The organism is Mesorhizobium sp. M2D.F.Ca.ET.226.01.1.1 (genome assembly GCF_004022705.2).
In the GTDB taxonomy this organism is placed as follows: Bacteria; Pseudomonadota; Alphaproteobacteria; order Rhizobiales; family Rhizobiaceae; genus Mesorhizobium.
The window spans coordinates 433,304-448,145 of sequence record NZ_RZOY02000003.1; the positions used below are offsets into that span (position 1 = coordinate 433,304).

The 14,842-nt window shown below is 62.7% G+C and carries 14 protein-coding genes; 10 read left to right on the forward strand and 4 right to left on the reverse strand.

The window, feature by feature from the left end; all coding sequences use genetic code 11:
• Window positions 1-446 precede the first annotated feature (446 nt).
• Both EN869_RS09510 and EN869_RS09515 read right to left on the reverse strand, forming a co-directional pair.
• A complete protein-coding gene (locus EN869_RS09510; protein WP_127225606.1) occupies window positions 447-1,160 on the reverse strand; it encodes a pentapeptide repeat-containing protein in 714 nt (237 codons plus the stop codon).
• Between the two features lie 410 nt (window positions 1,161-1,570).
• Window positions 1,571-2,602 carry a PLP-dependent aminotransferase family protein gene (locus EN869_RS09515; protein WP_167506997.1) on the reverse strand — a complete coding sequence of 344 codons (1,032 nt, stop codon included), beginning with the start codon at window positions 2,600-2,602 and terminating at the stop codon, window positions 1,571-1,573.
• A gap of 461 nt (window positions 2,603-3,063) precedes the next feature.
• On the opposite strand from EN869_RS09515, the gene EN869_RS09525 reads away from it, so the two are divergent.
• Window positions 3,064-4,227, forward strand: a complete 1,164-nt coding sequence (locus EN869_RS09525; protein WP_167506998.1) for an MFS transporter — start codon at window positions 3,064-3,066, stop codon at window positions 4,225-4,227.
• 156 nt (window positions 4,228-4,383) lie between these two features.
• Window positions 4,384-4,986, forward strand: coding sequence for a dihydrofolate reductase family protein (locus EN869_RS09530; RefSeq protein WP_127225602.1), 603 nt, complete (start codon window positions 4,384-4,386; stop codon window positions 4,984-4,986).
• A gap of 320 nt (window positions 4,987-5,306) precedes the next feature.
• Here the strand turns inward: EN869_RS09530 and EN869_RS34340 are convergent, their stop codons facing one another.
• The gene (locus EN869_RS34340; protein ID WP_167498474.1) at window positions 5,307-5,456 is read right to left on the reverse strand and encodes a hypothetical protein; all 150 of its coding nucleotides are present in this window, start codon (window positions 5,454-5,456) and stop codon (window positions 5,307-5,309) included.
• A gap of 114 nt (window positions 5,457-5,570) precedes the next feature.
• Between EN869_RS34340 and EN869_RS09535 the strand changes: the two genes are divergently transcribed.
• The gene (locus tag EN869_RS09535) at window positions 5,571-5,873 is read left to right on the forward strand and encodes a helix-turn-helix transcriptional regulator (RefSeq protein WP_127225601.1); all 303 of its coding nucleotides are present in this window, start codon (window positions 5,571-5,573) and stop codon (window positions 5,871-5,873) included.
• A gap of 7 nt (window positions 5,874-5,880) precedes the next feature.
• Here EN869_RS09535 and EN869_RS09540 read toward each other — a convergent pair whose 3' ends face one another.
• Window positions 5,881-6,933 carry a hypothetical protein gene (locus tag EN869_RS09540; protein ID WP_127225600.1) on the reverse strand — a complete coding sequence of 351 codons (1,053 nt, stop codon included), beginning with the start codon at window positions 6,931-6,933 and terminating at the stop codon, window positions 5,881-5,883.
• A 349-nt stretch (window positions 6,934-7,282) separates the two neighbouring features.
• Between EN869_RS09540 and EN869_RS09545 the strand changes: the two genes are divergently transcribed.
• Genes EN869_RS09545 through EN869_RS09575 form a run of 7 tightly spaced genes read left to right on the forward strand, consistent with a single transcriptional unit; the run spans window position 7,283 to window position 14,841 of the window.
• Window positions 7,283-8,005 (forward strand): heme-binding protein, encoded by a 723-nt coding sequence (locus tag EN869_RS09545; protein WP_127225987.1) that lies wholly within the window; start codon window positions 7,283-7,285, stop codon window positions 8,003-8,005.
• Complete coding sequence (locus EN869_RS09550) at window positions 8,002-9,876, forward strand: methanol/ethanol family PQQ-dependent dehydrogenase (RefSeq protein WP_127225599.1); 1,875 nt, start codon at window positions 8,002-8,004, stop codon at window positions 9,874-9,876. The genes EN869_RS09545 and EN869_RS09550 overlap by 4 nt, the downstream gene beginning before the upstream one ends.
• A 46-nt stretch (window positions 9,877-9,922) precedes the next feature.
• Window positions 9,923-10,726: a substrate-binding domain-containing protein gene (locus EN869_RS09555; RefSeq protein ID WP_245489417.1), complete on the forward strand. Its 804-nt coding sequence runs from the start codon at window positions 9,923-9,925 to the stop codon at window positions 10,724-10,726.
• Window positions 10,723-11,256 (forward strand): c-type cytochrome, encoded by a 534-nt coding sequence (locus tag EN869_RS09560; protein WP_127225597.1) that lies wholly within the window; start codon window positions 10,723-10,725, stop codon window positions 11,254-11,256. Before EN869_RS09555 ends, EN869_RS09560 begins: the two co-directional genes overlap by 4 nt.
• Complete coding sequence (gene coxB, locus EN869_RS09565) at window positions 11,253-12,266, forward strand: cytochrome c oxidase subunit II (RefSeq protein WP_167506999.1); 1,014 nt, start codon at window positions 11,253-11,255, stop codon at window positions 12,264-12,266. The genes EN869_RS09560 and coxB overlap by 4 nt, the downstream gene beginning before the upstream one ends.
• Window positions 12,263-14,239, forward strand: a complete 1,977-nt coding sequence (ctaD, locus tag EN869_RS09570; RefSeq protein WP_127225596.1) for a cytochrome c oxidase subunit I — start codon at window positions 12,263-12,265, stop codon at window positions 14,237-14,239. Before coxB ends, ctaD begins: the two co-directional genes overlap by 4 nt.
• On the forward strand, window positions 14,236-14,841 hold the full coding sequence (locus tag EN869_RS09575; RefSeq protein ID WP_127225595.1) for a cytochrome c oxidase subunit 3: 606 nt from the start codon (window positions 14,236-14,238) through the stop codon (window positions 14,839-14,841). Before ctaD ends, EN869_RS09575 begins: the two co-directional genes overlap by 4 nt.
• The last annotated feature ends 1 nt before the right edge of the window (window position 14,842 follow it).

Below are 14,842 nucleotides of genomic sequence, written 5' to 3' on the forward strand. Positions count from 1 at the left end.
TGATGCTTTCCTCGATCCGAGGCGGCCTTGCGCACCCATGCTCGAGTGCGCGTGGCGACTCTGGAGAATGGCGGCGACGAGTCGCAGATAGCGCACGAATTCGAGCGAGAATGGTCCCATCCGGCATCGGTAAGGAAACTATGCTCGAACGCGCCTAGAATGGACATGTCGATCAATGCCAGAGCAAGCGCCGACCAGCGCTACTCCCGGCTCACACCGTCCTTGACCATGTAGCGGACGACAAGGGCTTACCTTGACCGCACTCGCCTGCGGGGCTTGCGCAACCCGTTCCAGCAAGGTTTCGACACAGGCCTCCGGGTCACGCATGTCGTCATCGTCTTGGTCCGTAGATGTGACACCGCTTCGCGTTCACCCGTCCCTTGCTCCGCTAGCAGATGGCCCGGAACCCTGTCGGGTGCCGCATTACGCAGTTCGCTTGCCGATAACTATTCCTGGAATTGACACGGCCAATCTTCAGGCCGGGTCAAGCCGGAAGGCAACTCGGTCCGGGCGTCTCCGCATGCCATGTTGAGCTGCCATTGGGACAGACCCGCCGATTTGGAAAGATCGAGGCCCTCGATACGGGTCAGAAAGAAAAAAGCGCCGTCAAAGTCTATCGCCTCGGTAAATGTCGCTCCTCGGAAGTCCGCCCGCGCGAGATTGGCAAACGAAAAGCGGCTGCCACTGATATCGGCGTCATGGAACTGCGCTCGTCCCAATTCCGCCTTTGTGAAATCAACATTGGTCAGATTGGCGTCCTGGAAATTCGAGCGCTGCACTTCGGCGCTCGTAAACACAGCGCCCTGCGCGTCCATATGGCTGAAGTCGGTCCTGTAGGCCTCGATTTTGTCGAACCGGGCGCCTTTGGCGATCGAGTCGGCTAGGGAAGCACGCACAAGCGTTGCCTTCTCAAAATTTGCCGCAAGGAGATTGCTGTTCCTGAGGTCGGTCGAAGTGAAATCAACACCGATCAGGTTCGCCCCGCTCAGGTCCTGTCCTTTTAGGATGAGAAGCTTTTTGTCACAGTCCTGCCAATTGACGCCGGGCGTCGCGGCTGCGTCGCAATTTTGAGCGGCGGTTGCGTTCTGCCAAGCAAATGCAATGCAAACCGCTAGAACCAAGCCGGATGTGACGTAAGCTCTGGTTCGTCTCAAAGTCATTGTTTCTGGACCTCGCCTACTCGCCGACCATCAACCTTACCACATCTGCTGACACTCGAGCCACGGTGACGAGCGCCGTCACATTTGGCGCATTTCTGCACAATTGCGGCTCGGAATTGCAGCCGACACTTTATTGGGCGTCGCTCATCTACCTCTCCAAAGCGGTGGTCGGACCAAGCTCACCCAGGCGAGCTTGAAGGCGACCCGCTGCCTTCTCCCCAAGTAAGCTGGTTTCTTCACTACTGTGTAAAGCCCGCACCATTGCAGCCATGAAATTGCGGGGAGTCCGCGCCGAAGTTCCCGCTGCATTGTGGACGTTAGCGCCGTGCTTCACAGGATTACCACTCTCGTGAACGAGCAATCGCTGACGGAGAATTTCTTCCCGGCCGGCGACAGTGATCCGCATCCAACTAAGGGCCGACTTCATGTCGCTGCGCTGCCCGAACGGCCTTGGCCAAGAGCCTCACGCTGGAGGCAATAGCGCTATCAGTGATACGTCCATAACCAACGAACAAACGACGCGGTCCCTCTGCCGTCTGTGAGTACCTGCCGAGCCCCTCGGTCGCCAATCCCCGTTCCCGCAGGCCAGAGACGATTTGGGTTTCGTCGGCCCGGGTAAGTTCGAAGGGCAATCGTAATGTCACGTGAAGACCTGCTGCCATGCCTTCGATTTCGAGTTCCGGGAGCTCTGCCGCAAGACAATCGAGAAGGTGCTTCCGACGGCCACGGTAGATCCGCCGCATTTTCCGCAAATGCCGATCGTACGCGCCCGTTTGAAGGAGATGGGCCAAAGCATCCTGTTCGATCCGGGGAGATCCCTCTTTCCACCGGCGCAGCTCGGCGTCCATAGGCCGCACCAATTCCGGCGGCACCACGAGCCAGCCAATCCGGAGTGCCGGAGCGAGCGTCTTGCTTGCAGTCCCGGCATATATGACGCGATCCGCTGCAAGACCCTGCAGCGCTCCGACCGGCGCTTGGTCGTACCGAAACTCGGCATCATAGTCGTCCTCGAGCACATAGCCATCATGTTGCGCGAGCCATCTGACGAGGCGCTGCCGGCGGCTTGCGCTGAGCACGCCGCCGATCGGAAATTGATGTGAGGGCGTGATCAATGCGCCTTCCGCACCCGTTGCGATAAGTTGATCGACATCGATTCCATGCTCATCGACTGGGATGGGCACCCTCTGGAGCCCCGCTTTGTCGACGGCGACCCAATCGCTGTAACCTGGATCCTCGACGGCGACCCTGCGAAGCCCGACGGCTCGCAGTACAAGGCAGGCCAATGCCCGTCCTTCTGTGAAGCCACTGGTGATGAAAATGTGAGATGGATCAGCGACGAGTCCCCGCACCCGGCCAAGATAGTCGGCGAGCGCTGATCGCAGCCTCGGGCTTCCGCGAAGATCCCCATAGCCAAGATCGTTGGCTGGGATGGCATTGAGCACAGTGCGTATGGCGCTGGCCCAAACTTTGCGCGGGAAGAGTCCAACATCCTATCGCCGGGCGGAGATCGTATCGGATCGGCTGTTCAGGCTTCTCCTCGAGCGGGGGGGCGACGCGCGCCGCCCCAGATGCGACGATCGGCCGAGCACCGTGCCGGACGATCAGGAAACCTTCAGCGGCCAGCTGCGCGTAAGCGTCGACGATAAGCGGCCGAGATATGCCCAGCTGGGCGGCAAGCGCGCGCGTCGAAGGAAGCACGACCCCTGGACGCAGACTGCCGGCGCGAATTTGCGCGAGCAGCCCCCGGCGCACTTGGTGTCCCAGGCTCTCTTTGCCCTGCCGGTCGATTTCCAGCGCCAAGTCGGCGGTCAAACTGGACAATAATTCTATCACCAAACTGGTCATGTTCCTTGTACCAGTAGCACGCTACACGGTAGCTCGTCACCCGCGAAGGAGAAGCGACATGGCCGTCACCGCAGTCACCATCCATTCGGACAGGGACGCTGGAGAGCCGATCTTCACGGCCGCGACGCTTGGAATGGCTGGCGTCATGTTTTCAGCGATGAGCAGCTTCTACCTGCTTCTGTCGGCGATCGCGGCGCATGCGGCGAGCCTTGGTGGGGCTGATGCTGCCGGGCATGCGACGGGTGCATTGATGGCGGCCACCATCGGCGGTGAAATTGCCGCGCCACGGATCATCGCTGCCTTCGGTCGCAAAATGTCGCTGGTGATGGCGCTTGGCCTGCTTGGGACCGCTTGCCTGCTGGCATTCCCCTCATCGCTTGCACTGCTTCTCCTCAATTGTCTTGTCCGCGGTGTCGCCCTCGGCGTGTTGCTGGTCGCCGCCTCTGGCATCTCGGCCAAGTTGGCACCTCCCTCGCGTCGGACAGAGGCAATGAGCCTCTATGGAGTCGCTTCTGCGGTTCCGGCAATCCTTGCGGTGCCGCTCGGCCCGTGGGTCCTCTCTCATCTAGGTCCGTCCGCGACAGCCTTGGGAGGCAGCGGCCTGGCGGTTATCGCACTCGCGGCCACCGCCATACTTCCGGTCGATATCAGCCGTGATGATGACGGCGACAACAGGATGCCGGCGTGGCGCCTCGTTGCCATCCCGGCGACGTCCTTGGCCTGCGGCGCAATCCTCGTCGGCGCTGCCGTCACCATTCTTCCACTGGCGCATCCCGAGGCGAGCAGTGGCGCGATCATGCTTGGACTGCTGGCCCAGGGTGCTGGCGCCACCTTCACCCGCTGGGCCTCTGCCCGGCACGTCGATCGCCATGGGCCAAAGGTTCCGACGGGTGCAGGCCTTGCGAGCTGCGCACTTGCTGCGGTCTGCCTGGCCCTCCCCAGCCAAGCCGCGATGCTTACCGGGATGCTGCTGAGCGGGATGGCCTTCGGCGTGCTGCAGAGCGCAACCGTTGCTGACGTCTTGTCGCGGGCCGCTCCCTCGCAACGGGATGGCGCGGGGGCCTTGTGGAACGTGGCCTATGATGCAGGCCTGGGAATCGGCGGACTGGCCGTCGCCGCACTTGCCACGTCGGTGGGCTTTAGCGCCGCATTCGCCGCGACCGCCGCCTTGTTCGCGCTCGTCATGCTGTTCGCTCTGAAGCCGAATGGGAGGATCGCCTAATGGTGAGACGCTATTGATGGCGCGCTGGGCGATAGAGGCGCCGGGTCCGCGTAACACCACCGCAACCACGCTGGAGCGCTGGGCCGAAGATGTCCTTCGGTGCATCGCGTCACGCCGCATGAACTGCCAGCCACTCATTGAACAGGAGGATTCCAGATGAGAAAGCTGATCGAAACTACGCTGATGTCGCTAGACGGGGTGGTCGGCTCGCCATGGGCCTGGACCGGGTCGTACTTTGACGCGGAGAGCCGCGGCCACGCGCTCGCCGCGCTGGACCGCTACGACGCATTCCTGTTCGGTCGCGTCACCTACGAGACTTTCGCGGCGACCTGGTCGCAGGTGAGGGACGACGCCTACCTCGACCGCATCAATGCGATGCCGAAGTACGTCGCCTCGACGACCCTGGGCGAGACGACCTGGAACGCCACGCTGCTCAAGGGCGACGTCGTCGAGGAGATCCGCCGCCTCAAGCAGCAGCCGGGCAAGGATCTTATCAAGTACGGAACCGGCAAGCTGGATCGAACGCTCCTGGAACACCATCTCGTCGACGAGATCCAGGTCTGGATCATCCCGGTCATCGTCGGGAAGGGGCAGCACCTCTACGACGCAATTGATCCAGCAAGCCTCAAGCTCAAGCTCGACGCGCAGAAGGTGTTCGGCAACGGCTCCGTCCTGCTGACCTATGTTCCGGATGAGGACCAGCAGGCCGGGCGGCTATCGAAGCGCTGGGCCCGCGCAACACCTACCCCACCACGCTGAAACGTGGGGCCGAAAGCGTCTGCATCACAGCTCGCAGCGCCACCCGCGTGTCTGGCATTATCGGGAGCGGCGCTATGTCTCAACGCCCTCGCACGCGACGGCAGCTTTCGGGAAGCGGCAATGCCGATTGGATGACCGACATCAGGCACAAAGCCGCGATTCAGAGAAACCCATTGGCAAACAACGGCTGTGGTAGTCGCTGAGAGTCGTCACTTTATAAAGAAATCAATATGTTAGCGGCTGGCTCACCAGCCCCATTCCCTTCGTATTCTCTCGTATGGTCTGGCGAACCTAAAGAGACTGACTTTGTGGCCAAGCAATCACATACAGTGGCAAACCCTCACAAGGAAAAACACGCCCACTCCATAAGGGATGACGAGAAGCCCGAGGGCGATCCAATAACCCGGCTGCGCCATTGCCGCGAAATCTGAAAGGAGCTGTTTCATCGGCACCGAACGATGCACGATCATCGTTGTTCCAAATGATAGCGGCCCGAGGGTATTTGACGCCCGCTTTTGCCGGCAATGGAACATGTTCTTGAACTTTCAGTTCGAGCCAGGATCAAGAAGCGGTGGAGATGTTTGATGGCTCCTCTAACGCCAGAGCAGGTAATGGCCGCCCGAGCCTTGTTGAACTGGCCGCGGGTGCGGCTTGGGGCAAAATGTGATTTGAGCGAAGCGAGCATTCGCGAATTCGAGCGTGGGCGCCATCTTCCCTCGCCAGAAAGGCTGCTTGCGATGCGCCAGGTATTTCAGGCCGCCGGCGTCGTGTTTTTCGGACAGGACTCCTCCGGCAAGCCGGTCGTTCGATTGCAGGCATCGAGAACCTCGCACGTCACCAATCTCGCCGAGGGCGAAGCAGGGATAATCGGCAACAGCGAAATGTGAGCACAGTTCAAGGAAGCTGCGCCAGTTGTTCGCGTGACAAACCGCGGTCGTTCGGCAGAAGCGGCGCAGGCGGACTGCCCAGATGACGCGACAAGGCTTCGACAGTTGGGCTGTAGCGTCCCCTGAGCGAGGCCAGTCGCTCCAAGCCGGGCGGTTTTGGGGTTCCGTAGCCTGCCCTTGCCGCACGTTCCAGGACCTGCTGCAGCACCTCTCTATCGGGTTCCGGGTGGTCGATGTCGAGCCGCAGCAATTTGCTCAGCTGGTCCGCAAGGTGAGTCCCTTCCTCACGCAGCAGGATAGCCTTGCCGCGCAGTTTCGGCTCATCGATCGCCTCAATGATGGCCGCAAGGTCCAATAACGCGGCGAGTGTGGCAGGCCACCCCGCAACCGTTTCCAGAGATCGGAAATAGATCAGGAACGGGTGCGCTGCATGGCTCTGCAGCACCTCGGCGCACCAGTCCCTGCCCTTTACGAGCACCTGTTCCAGCTCATCCTTGCAACCGAGTGAAGCATAGCGTTCCAGCAGCGCGACCGCGGATGGGGGATCGCCTGACGCAGTGGTGATCTTGAGGATACCGGAGTCACGCCTGCCGATGCTGGTCTGCACCTGAAGCAGGTAGGTGACGGCCATCGTCATGACCGACAGGCCGCAGAATCCCGCCGCGATGTTGACCCAACGGGCAGGACCGGTGGCGTCCGTTTCGCTGAGGCCGACCGTCACCAGGCTGCTGCCCGCGACGAATACCGCCTGTGAGAAAGTCGGGACCGCGGGCCGGTACGAACCGCTCAGCGCAGCCACCATCAGCCCGAAACCGAAAATGAGAAGCAGCATCCAGCCGGTGAAGGACGCTACCAGCACGAAAGGCGCGAACGCCGCCGGGATGGCGGCGCCGGGCCTGCGCGTATGGCGCAGCCCGAACAAACCGGCGAACACCATCCGGCTTGCAAGACGCAGGGACGCCCGGCTCTCGCCGGGCACAACGACTGTGTCAAAGACGTCGCGAAGCGTGAACCAGACCAGAAGGATGCCACCGACGAACTGCAGGATATCGACGAGCATCTCCTGTAACGACCAGATCGGTCTTGTGTTCAGAAATCCTGACCTTCCGCTGCATCGGACTCGCAGGGAAGCGGAAAGCGCTCATCTCAGCCCCGGAGACGGCAACATCGCAAACCGGCGACGGTTACAAACAGGTGTGCGTATCAAACAGCCGCGATCGGCTCTGTCCGATTCCTCTCTCGGTCCAGTTGCCTCCGCCAGTCAACCTCGTCAGTGCAGACCTTCCCCATGTTCGGGGAACAAAGCGGCCGATTGTCAGTTCGGTAACATCAACAAACGTTTTCAGGTCATGGCTCATCGTCGGTTTTTGTCACTAGCTCTGGGCCTCCTTGTCTTGGCGTTTGGCTCGATGCAGCAAGGCACTGCTCGGGCCCAGGCGCCCTGCCCGACCGATCACGACAAGCTGCTCTCGGCCTTGAAGGCCAATGTCAAGCCAAGCGGCGGCCCCGCCAATGGCGGCTTCGAGACCAATGAATGGGCAGCGATCGTTGCGCGCGACGGCACCATTTGCGCGGTTGCCTTCAGTGGACCGACGGTCGACGCGCAGTGGCCGGGCAGCCGGCTGATTGCGGCCGAGAAAGCGAACACGGCCAATGGGCTTAGCCTGACGAACATGGCGCTTTCGACAGCCAATCTTTATGCCGGGGTGCAGCCCGGAGGGCCGCTGTTCGGTCTGCAGGCCACCAACCCCGTCAACGGGGCAGCGGCTTACGCAGGCGACCCGAAAACGTTTGGGAGCGCCAGTGACCCGCTGGTCGGCAAGCCGATCGGAGGCCTCGTCGTGTTCGGCGGAGGCCTGGCTCTGTACGACGGCAAGGCCATTGTCGGTGGCCTCGGTGTCAGCGGCGATTCCTCTTGCGCCGATCATAATATTGCCTGGCGCGTTCGCGCAGCCCTCGGCTTCGACAAGGTTCCTGCGGGCGTCAATCCCAATCGCAAGGACGCCATCATCTACGATCTCGACCCCGGCGGAAAAAGCGCCTCCGGCTGGGGTCATCCGCTTTGCGCCGGCCACGAGGCCGACATTGCGGCGGAAATCGGTGCCGGCGTCGGAGGTTCGACGCCGAAATGAAGCAAGCAACGCAACTTGCAGCATTCTGCGGTGACCCGGTATGTACCGACCGCGCGCCGGCATCTCGAAAACATTTTGGCGTTCTTACTGCCACGCTGCTGGTCTGCGCGCCCTTGCTGACGGCCGCTTCACAGCCCCCGCCAGCACCTGCGATCTCTCCGCCTGCCACGGCCGCACCGCCCGATGACGGGCAATGGACGATGCCGGCCAAGAACTACGCCTCGACCCGCTATAGCGAGCTCGCCGAAATCAACGAGGGCAACGTCAAGAACCTGCAGGTCGCCTTCACTTTCTCGACCGGGGTGAACAAGGGCCAGGAAGCGGCGCCGCTGGTTATCGGCAACACAATGTATATCGTGACGCCATTTCCCAACATCGTCTACGCGCTCGACCTCTCCAAGCCCGGCGCGCCGATGAAATGGAAATACGAGCCCAACCCCGAACCGGCCGCGCAAGGGGTGGCCTGCTGCGACGTGGTCACCCGTGGCGCGGCCTTTGCGGACGGGCGCGTCTTCTTCAACACGCTCGACGGCCACACCATCGCGCTCGACGCGAACAGCGGCCAGCCGATCTGGAACGCCCATATCGCCAATATCAATATTGGCGAGACCATCACCATGGCGCCGCTGGTGGTGAAGGGCAAAGTGCTGGTCGGCAATTCCGGCGGCGAGATGGGCGTGCGCGGCTGGGTCAAGGCGCTCGACGCCGGCGACGGTCATGTCGTGTGGACGGCTTACAATACCGGCCCCGACAAGGAGGTGCTGATCGGACCCGACTTCAAGCCGCATTACGACATGGACAAGGGCAAGGACCTCGGCGTCACGACATGGCCGCCGGAAGCCTGGAAGATCGGTGGCGGCAACATGTGGGGTTGGATTTCCTACGATCCGGATCTCAACCTGATCTTCCACGGCACCGGTAATCCCGGTCCCTGGAATCCCGACTTGCGGCCCGGCGACAACAAATGGACGTCAGGCATCTTTGCCCGAGATGCCGATACCGGAGCGGCGAAATGGTTCTACCAGTGGACCCCGCACGATCTTCACGATTATGACGGCATCAACGAGCAGGTCCTGCTCGACATGAATTGGCAGGGTAAGCCGCGCAAGGTGCTCGTCCGCCCGGAACGCAACGGCTATCTTTACGTCCTCGACCGGACGACCGGCGAAGTCCTGTCCGCAAAACCTTATGGCCCCGTTAATTCCAGCAAGGGCGTCGACCTCAAGACCGGCCGCCTGATAGAAAACCCCGACAAGCTGACGGGTACCGGCAAGGTTGTCCGCGACATCTGCCCGACCGCCTCGGGCCTCAAGGACTGGCAGCCTTCCGCCTTTTCGCCGAAGACCGGCCTGCTCTACATCCCGCACAACAATCTGTGCATGGACGAAGAGGGCGTCGAGGTGAACTACATCGCCGGCACGCCCTATGTCGGAATGAACGTCCGCATGATCCCCGGGCCAGGCGGCAATCGCGGCGCCTTCACAGCTTGGGATATCGCCGCCGAAAAACCCGCCTGGAGCCTCAAGGAGAATTTCCCCGTGTGGAGCGGCGCGGTCGTGACCGCCGGCGATGTGGTCTTCTACGGAACGATGGAAGGCTGGTTCAAGGCGGTGAGCGCCAAGACCGGCGACCTGCTTTGGCAGTTCAAGACCTCGTCCGGCATCATCGGCCAACCCATCACCTATCGCGGCCCGGACGGCCACCAATATGTGGCCATCTTATCCGGCGTCGGCGGCTGGGCAGGCGCCATCGTGTCGGGCGACCTCGACCCGCGCGATGCCACGGCCGCGCTCGGGTTCGTCAATGTCATGAAGGACCTGAAGAACACGACCACGGCGGGAGGCACGCTTTATGTGTTCCGTCTGCCCTGATGTGCTCGGCTTGATCCACGGCGTGGCCGAGAAGCTGCTCACGCGCATGGCGCTCGGCATCGCCGCGCTCGCCTTGCTGATCCTGCCGGCGACGGCTGGCCCTCGTGAGCTCAGGGTCTGCGCCGACCCGAACAACTTACCTTTTTCCAACGCGGCCGGTCAGGGCTTCGAGAACAGGATCGCCGAGATCGTCGCCGACGATCTTGGCGCCAAGCTCACTTACACCTGGTGGGCGCAGCGCCGCGGCTTCGTGCGCAACACACTGAAGGCCGGGCTTTGCGATCTCGTGCCCGGCACGCCTGCCAATCTCGAAATGCTGCGCACCACCACGCCCTACTACCGGTCCTCCTATGTCTTCGTGACGCGCCAGGACGGCCCTGACGTGACCTCCTTCAACGACCCGCGGCTGCGCGGCCTGCGCATCGGCGTTCAGCTCATCGGCGACGACGGCGCCAACTCGCCTCCTGTCCGGGCGCTTGGCCGCCGCGGCATCGTCGGGCATCTCATCGGCTATCCCGTCTACGGCGATTACGCTGCTCCCAATCCGCCGGCGCGCATCGTCGATGCGGTGGCGAACGGCGAGATCGATCTCGCAGTGGTCTGGGGTCCGCTCGCCGGCTATTTCGCCCAGAAGCAGAAGGTGCCGCTGCGCATCACGCCGGTCACACCGCGCGTAGACGGCCCGCAACTGCCCATGATTTACGACATCTCAATGGGCGTGCGCCGCGAGGACGACGCGCTGCGTGGCGATGTGAACGCAGCCTTGGCCAGGCACAAGGCCGAGATAGACGCCTTGCTGGCTCAATATGGCGTGCCGCGCCTCGATGCCTCCGGGAGCCCAGTGCGATGAGGCCGGTCGTCGCGCTGCTCCTGTCCGCATCACTGGCCCTTGCTGCCTGCCAGCGCGAAGAGCGGGATACGCGCCCGCAATCGGCGCTCGGCTCAGGCGAGCAGCCGATCCCGGTGACAACGCTGGAACCTGGTGGGCAGCGGCCGTCCCCCGCGGACAACAAAGCGGCGAGCTTCGAGGCCAACGCCTTTCATCTGAGCGAAGGCAAGCGCCTGTTCGGCTGGTTCAACTGTTCGGGGTGCCATGCCAATGGCGGCGGCGGCATGGGCCCTGCGCTGATGGACGAGAAGTGGATCTATGGCAGCTCGATGGAAAGCATCCATGCCACGATCCGCGACGGCCGTCCGAACGGCATGCCGAGCTTCCGCGACAAGATCCCCGACGACCAGATCTGGGAGCTTGCGGCCTTCGTTCGCTCCTTGAGCGGGAATGCGCCCTCCTCAGCCGCGCCGTCGCGCAATGACGACATGATGGTGCATCCATCCGAAAACCGCATGCCGGATGCCGCCACGCTGGGGAAGTCGCCGTGAAACGCCTCGCATCGATTGCGTTAGCTACGGCAATCACCCTGTTGCTTCAGGGATGCGCAGGCTGGCAGTCGGCGCTCGACCCCAAAGGCCCGGCGGCGAGCGAACTCGCATGGCTGATCTGGTTTTTCACCGGGCTGTGCGCGGTGGTGTGGGCGCTGGTGATGATCGCCCTTGCCGTGCCACTGACGATGCGCTCGCGGCTGCATATCGACCCGCTCGTGCTCGACGCCGGCGCCGACAATCGCAAGCTGCGCGCGGTGATGATTGCCGTCGGGCTGACCGCCGTGATCCTGGTCGGGCTGACCTTGCTCAGCTTCTTCGCCAACAGGACGCTTGCGGCGATCGGCTCGGACGCCGCGCTGACCATTCGCGTCACCGGTCATCAATGGTGGTGGGAGGTGCGCTACGAGGATGCCACGCCGAGCCGCATCCTGACCACGGCGAACGAGATCCATATTCCCGCCGGCGAACCTGTGCGGCTTCTTCTCACCTCGACCGACGTTATCCACTCCTTCTGGGTTCCAAGCCTGTCCGGCAAGCTCGACCTCGTTCCCGGCCGAATGAATGTGCTCGACATTAAGGCCGACAAGCCCGGCGTCTACCGCGGCCAATGCGCCGAATTCTGCGGTGCGCAGCACGCGAATATGGGCACCTTCATCATCGCCGAGCCGCGCGCAAAGTTCGACGCCTGGTGGAACGACCAGTTGCAGCCGGCCGCGGCTCCAACGAGCGACGAGGCCAAGGCCGGCGAGAACCTCTTCCTGAAACGCCCCTGCGTGATGTGTCACAAGATCGGCGGCACGCCCGCGGGCGGAACGGTCGCGCCCGATCTCACCCATGTCGCCAGTCGGCAGACGCTTGCGGCCGGAACATTGGCGATGAGCCGCGGCAATCTCGCTGCCTGGATCGCCGACCCACAGGGCGTGAAGCCCGGCTCGCATATGCCGGTGGTCGATCTGAGCGGCGACGAGCTCAACGCCATCGTCGCCTATCTCGAGGGGCTGAAATGAGCAGCGCGGACCTCACCAGCGAACGTGATCTGCCGTCGGAGCGCGAAGCGTCCGCAAAAGGCGATATAGCACCCGAGCATGACGGGCCGCGCGACACCGGCATGGACGACGCCAGCCTGCATCACTGGCTTACGCGGACGTGGCGGACGCCTCCCGGCATCATCGGCGCGCTGTCGAGCGTCGATCACAAGGTCATCGCACGCCGTTACCTGATCACCGCTTTCCTTTTTCTGTGTCTGGGCGGGCTCAACGCCGTTGTCATGCGCATCCAGCTCTCGGGCCCGCAGCGCGGGCTCGTCGGTCCGGATCTCTATAATCAGCTGTTCACGATGCACGGCGTCACCATGATGTTCCTGTTCGCCGTGCCCATCGTACAGGCGACCGGCATCTATCTGGTCCCGTTGATGGTCGGCACCCGCAACATCGCCTTCCCCCGTCTCAACGCCTTCAGCTTTTGGATCTATGTCTCAGGCGGCCTCTTCGCCTGGGTGTCCTTCGCCCTTGCGATGGCGCCGGATGTCGGCTGGTTCGCCTATGTGCCGCTGTCCGGGCCGGAATACGGTCCAGGCAAGCGCGCCGACGTCTGGGCGCAGATGATCACCTATACCGAAGTGTCCTCGTTGGCAGTCGCCGTCGCAACCATCGTGACGGTGTTCAAGCAACGCGCGCCAGGCATGTCGTTGGACAAGATCCCGCTCTATGTCTGGGCCCTCCTGGTCACTTCCTTCGTCGTCGTCTTCGCGATGCCGGCGGTGATGATCACCTCGACGTTCCTGATCCTCGACCGGCTCGTCGGCACGCATATCTTCAACCCGGCCGAGGGCGGCGACGCGCTTCTGTTCCAGCACCTGTTCTGGTTTTTCGGCCATCCCGAAGTCTACATCATCTTCCTGCCGGCGACGGGCATGGTCTCGGCGATCATTCCTGCTTTCGCCCGCCGCCCGGCCTTCGGCCATCTCGGGCTGGTCCTGTCGCTGATCGCGGTCGGCTTCCTGTCGTTCGGCCTCTGGGTCCACCACATGTTCGCGACCGGGCTGCCGAAGCTTGGCGCGAGCTTCTTCACCGCGTCCAGCATGTTGATCGCCATCCCCAACGGCGTTCAGATCTTCTGCTGGCTGGCCACTCTGTGGGACGGCAGACCGGTGATCCGCACGCCGCTGCTGTTCGTCTTCGGCTTCTTCTTCACCTTCGTCATCGGCGGCCTCACCGGCGTCATGCTCGCCTCCGTGCCGCTCGACCTCCAGGTGCACGACACCTATTTCGTCGTCGCCCATTTCCACTATGTGCTGATCGGCGGCTCGGTCTTTCCGCTGCTCGCGGCCGCCTATTTCTGGTTCCCCAAAATCACCGGACGCATGATGAGCGAGCGCCTGGGACGCTGGCATTTCTGGCTGGCGATGATCGGCTTCAACACGGCTTTCTTCCCGATGCATATCGTCGGGCTGTGGGGCATGCCGCGCAGGGTCTACACCTATCCGGCCGAGCTCGGCTGGGGCAACATCAATCTCTTCATAAGCGCCGGCGCGGTGCTCTTCTTCCTGAGCTTCGTGCTGTTCGCCTTCAACTTGGTCCATGGCGCGCTAAGGGGCGCGACCGCTGGCGACAATCCCTGGGATGCCGGCACGCTTGAATGGGCGACGTCCTCACCACCACCCAGCTACAATTTCGCTCGCATTCCGGTCGTGACGAATGTCGAGCCGCTCTGGGCCGAACGCGGGGCGCTTCCCGTCGCGACCGGGCTTCGCGTCGACGTTCGCGAATTGCTCGTATCCACCGTGGCGGAAGCCTATCCCGACATCCGCGAAAAATCGGCGACGCCGTCGATCTGGCCGCTGTTGGCTGCGATCGCCGTCGGCGCCACCTTCCTCTACTCGATCTTCACGCCCTGGGCGATCGTCTGGGGGGCCGCGCCGATCGCCGTCACCCTGGTCGGCTGGTTCTGGCCCAAGGGCGATCCGGAGGACGAGGAATGAACCAGCGTCCTGCCATCGATCTTGCCGGTCTCCCGACCTTTGGACTTGGCCCACGCAGCCCGACGTGGTGGGGCACGCTCGGCTTCATGGCGCTGGAAGGCATGGGCTTCGCGCTGGCCGCCGGAGCCTACCTCTATCTCGCGACCTTGTGGCCCGACTGGCGCCTGAGCGCCCCGGCGCCCAATCATTGGCCGGGAACGATCGTGACGCTGCTTCTCATCGTCAGCCTGGTGCCCAACCACATCCTCAACCGCTACGCCAAGCAATGCTCCATGGGGCCGGTTCGGATCGGCATGGTGGTGATGTCGTTGCTCGGCCTCGCACCTTTTGTCGTGCGCTGGTTCGAGTTTCCGGCACTGAACATCTACTGGGACACGAACGCCTACGGCTCGATGCTCTGGGTGCTGCTTGGTCTCCACACCACGCATCTGATCACCGATGTCGGCGACACGATTGTCCTGACGGTGTTGATGTTCACGCATCATGGCTATAGCGGCCGTCGCTTCGGCGACGTCGGCGACAATGTCTTCTACTGGGACTTCGTGGTCCTGACATGGATTCCGATCTACCTGCTCATCTACTGGCTACCGAGGTTAGGCTGAG

Excerpts from the sequence above, each read along its gene's own strand:
- EN869_RS09510 (WP_127225606.1), bottom strand. The coding sequence starts at position 1,160 with ATGACTTTGAGACGAACCAGAGCTTACGTCACATCCGGCTTGGTTCTA.
- EN869_RS09525 (WP_167506998.1), top strand. The coding sequence starts at position 3,064 with ATGGCCGTCACCGCAGTCACCATCCATTCGGACAGGGACGCTGGAGAG.
- EN869_RS09530 (WP_127225602.1), top strand. The coding sequence starts at position 4,384 with ATGAGAAAGCTGATCGAAACTACGCTGATGTCGCTAGACGGGGTGGTC.
- EN869_RS34340 (WP_167498474.1), bottom strand. The coding sequence starts at position 5,456 with ATGATCGTGCATCGTTCGGTGCCGATGAAACAGCTCCTTTCAGATTTC.
- EN869_RS09535 (WP_127225601.1), top strand. The coding sequence starts at position 5,571 with ATGGCTCCTCTAACGCCAGAGCAGGTAATGGCCGCCCGAGCCTTGTTG.
- EN869_RS09540 (WP_127225600.1), bottom strand. The coding sequence starts at position 6,933 with ATGCTCGTCGATATCCTGCAGTTCGTCGGTGGCATCCTTCTGGTCTGG.
- EN869_RS09545 (WP_127225987.1), top strand. The coding sequence starts at position 7,283 with ATGCAGCAAGGCACTGCTCGGGCCCAGGCGCCCTGCCCGACCGATCAC.
- EN869_RS09550 (WP_127225599.1), top strand. The coding sequence starts at position 8,002 with ATGAAGCAAGCAACGCAACTTGCAGCATTCTGCGGTGACCCGGTATGT.
- EN869_RS09555 (WP_245489417.1), top strand. The coding sequence starts at position 9,923 with ATGGCGCTCGGCATCGCCGCGCTCGCCTTGCTGATCCTGCCGGCGACG.
- EN869_RS09560 (WP_127225597.1), top strand. The coding sequence starts at position 10,723 with ATGAGGCCGGTCGTCGCGCTGCTCCTGTCCGCATCACTGGCCCTTGCT.
- ctaD (WP_127225596.1), top strand. The coding sequence starts at position 12,263 with ATGAGCAGCGCGGACCTCACCAGCGAACGTGATCTGCCGTCGGAGCGC.
- EN869_RS09575 (WP_127225595.1), top strand. The coding sequence starts at position 14,236 with ATGAACCAGCGTCCTGCCATCGATCTTGCCGGTCTCCCGACCTTTGGA.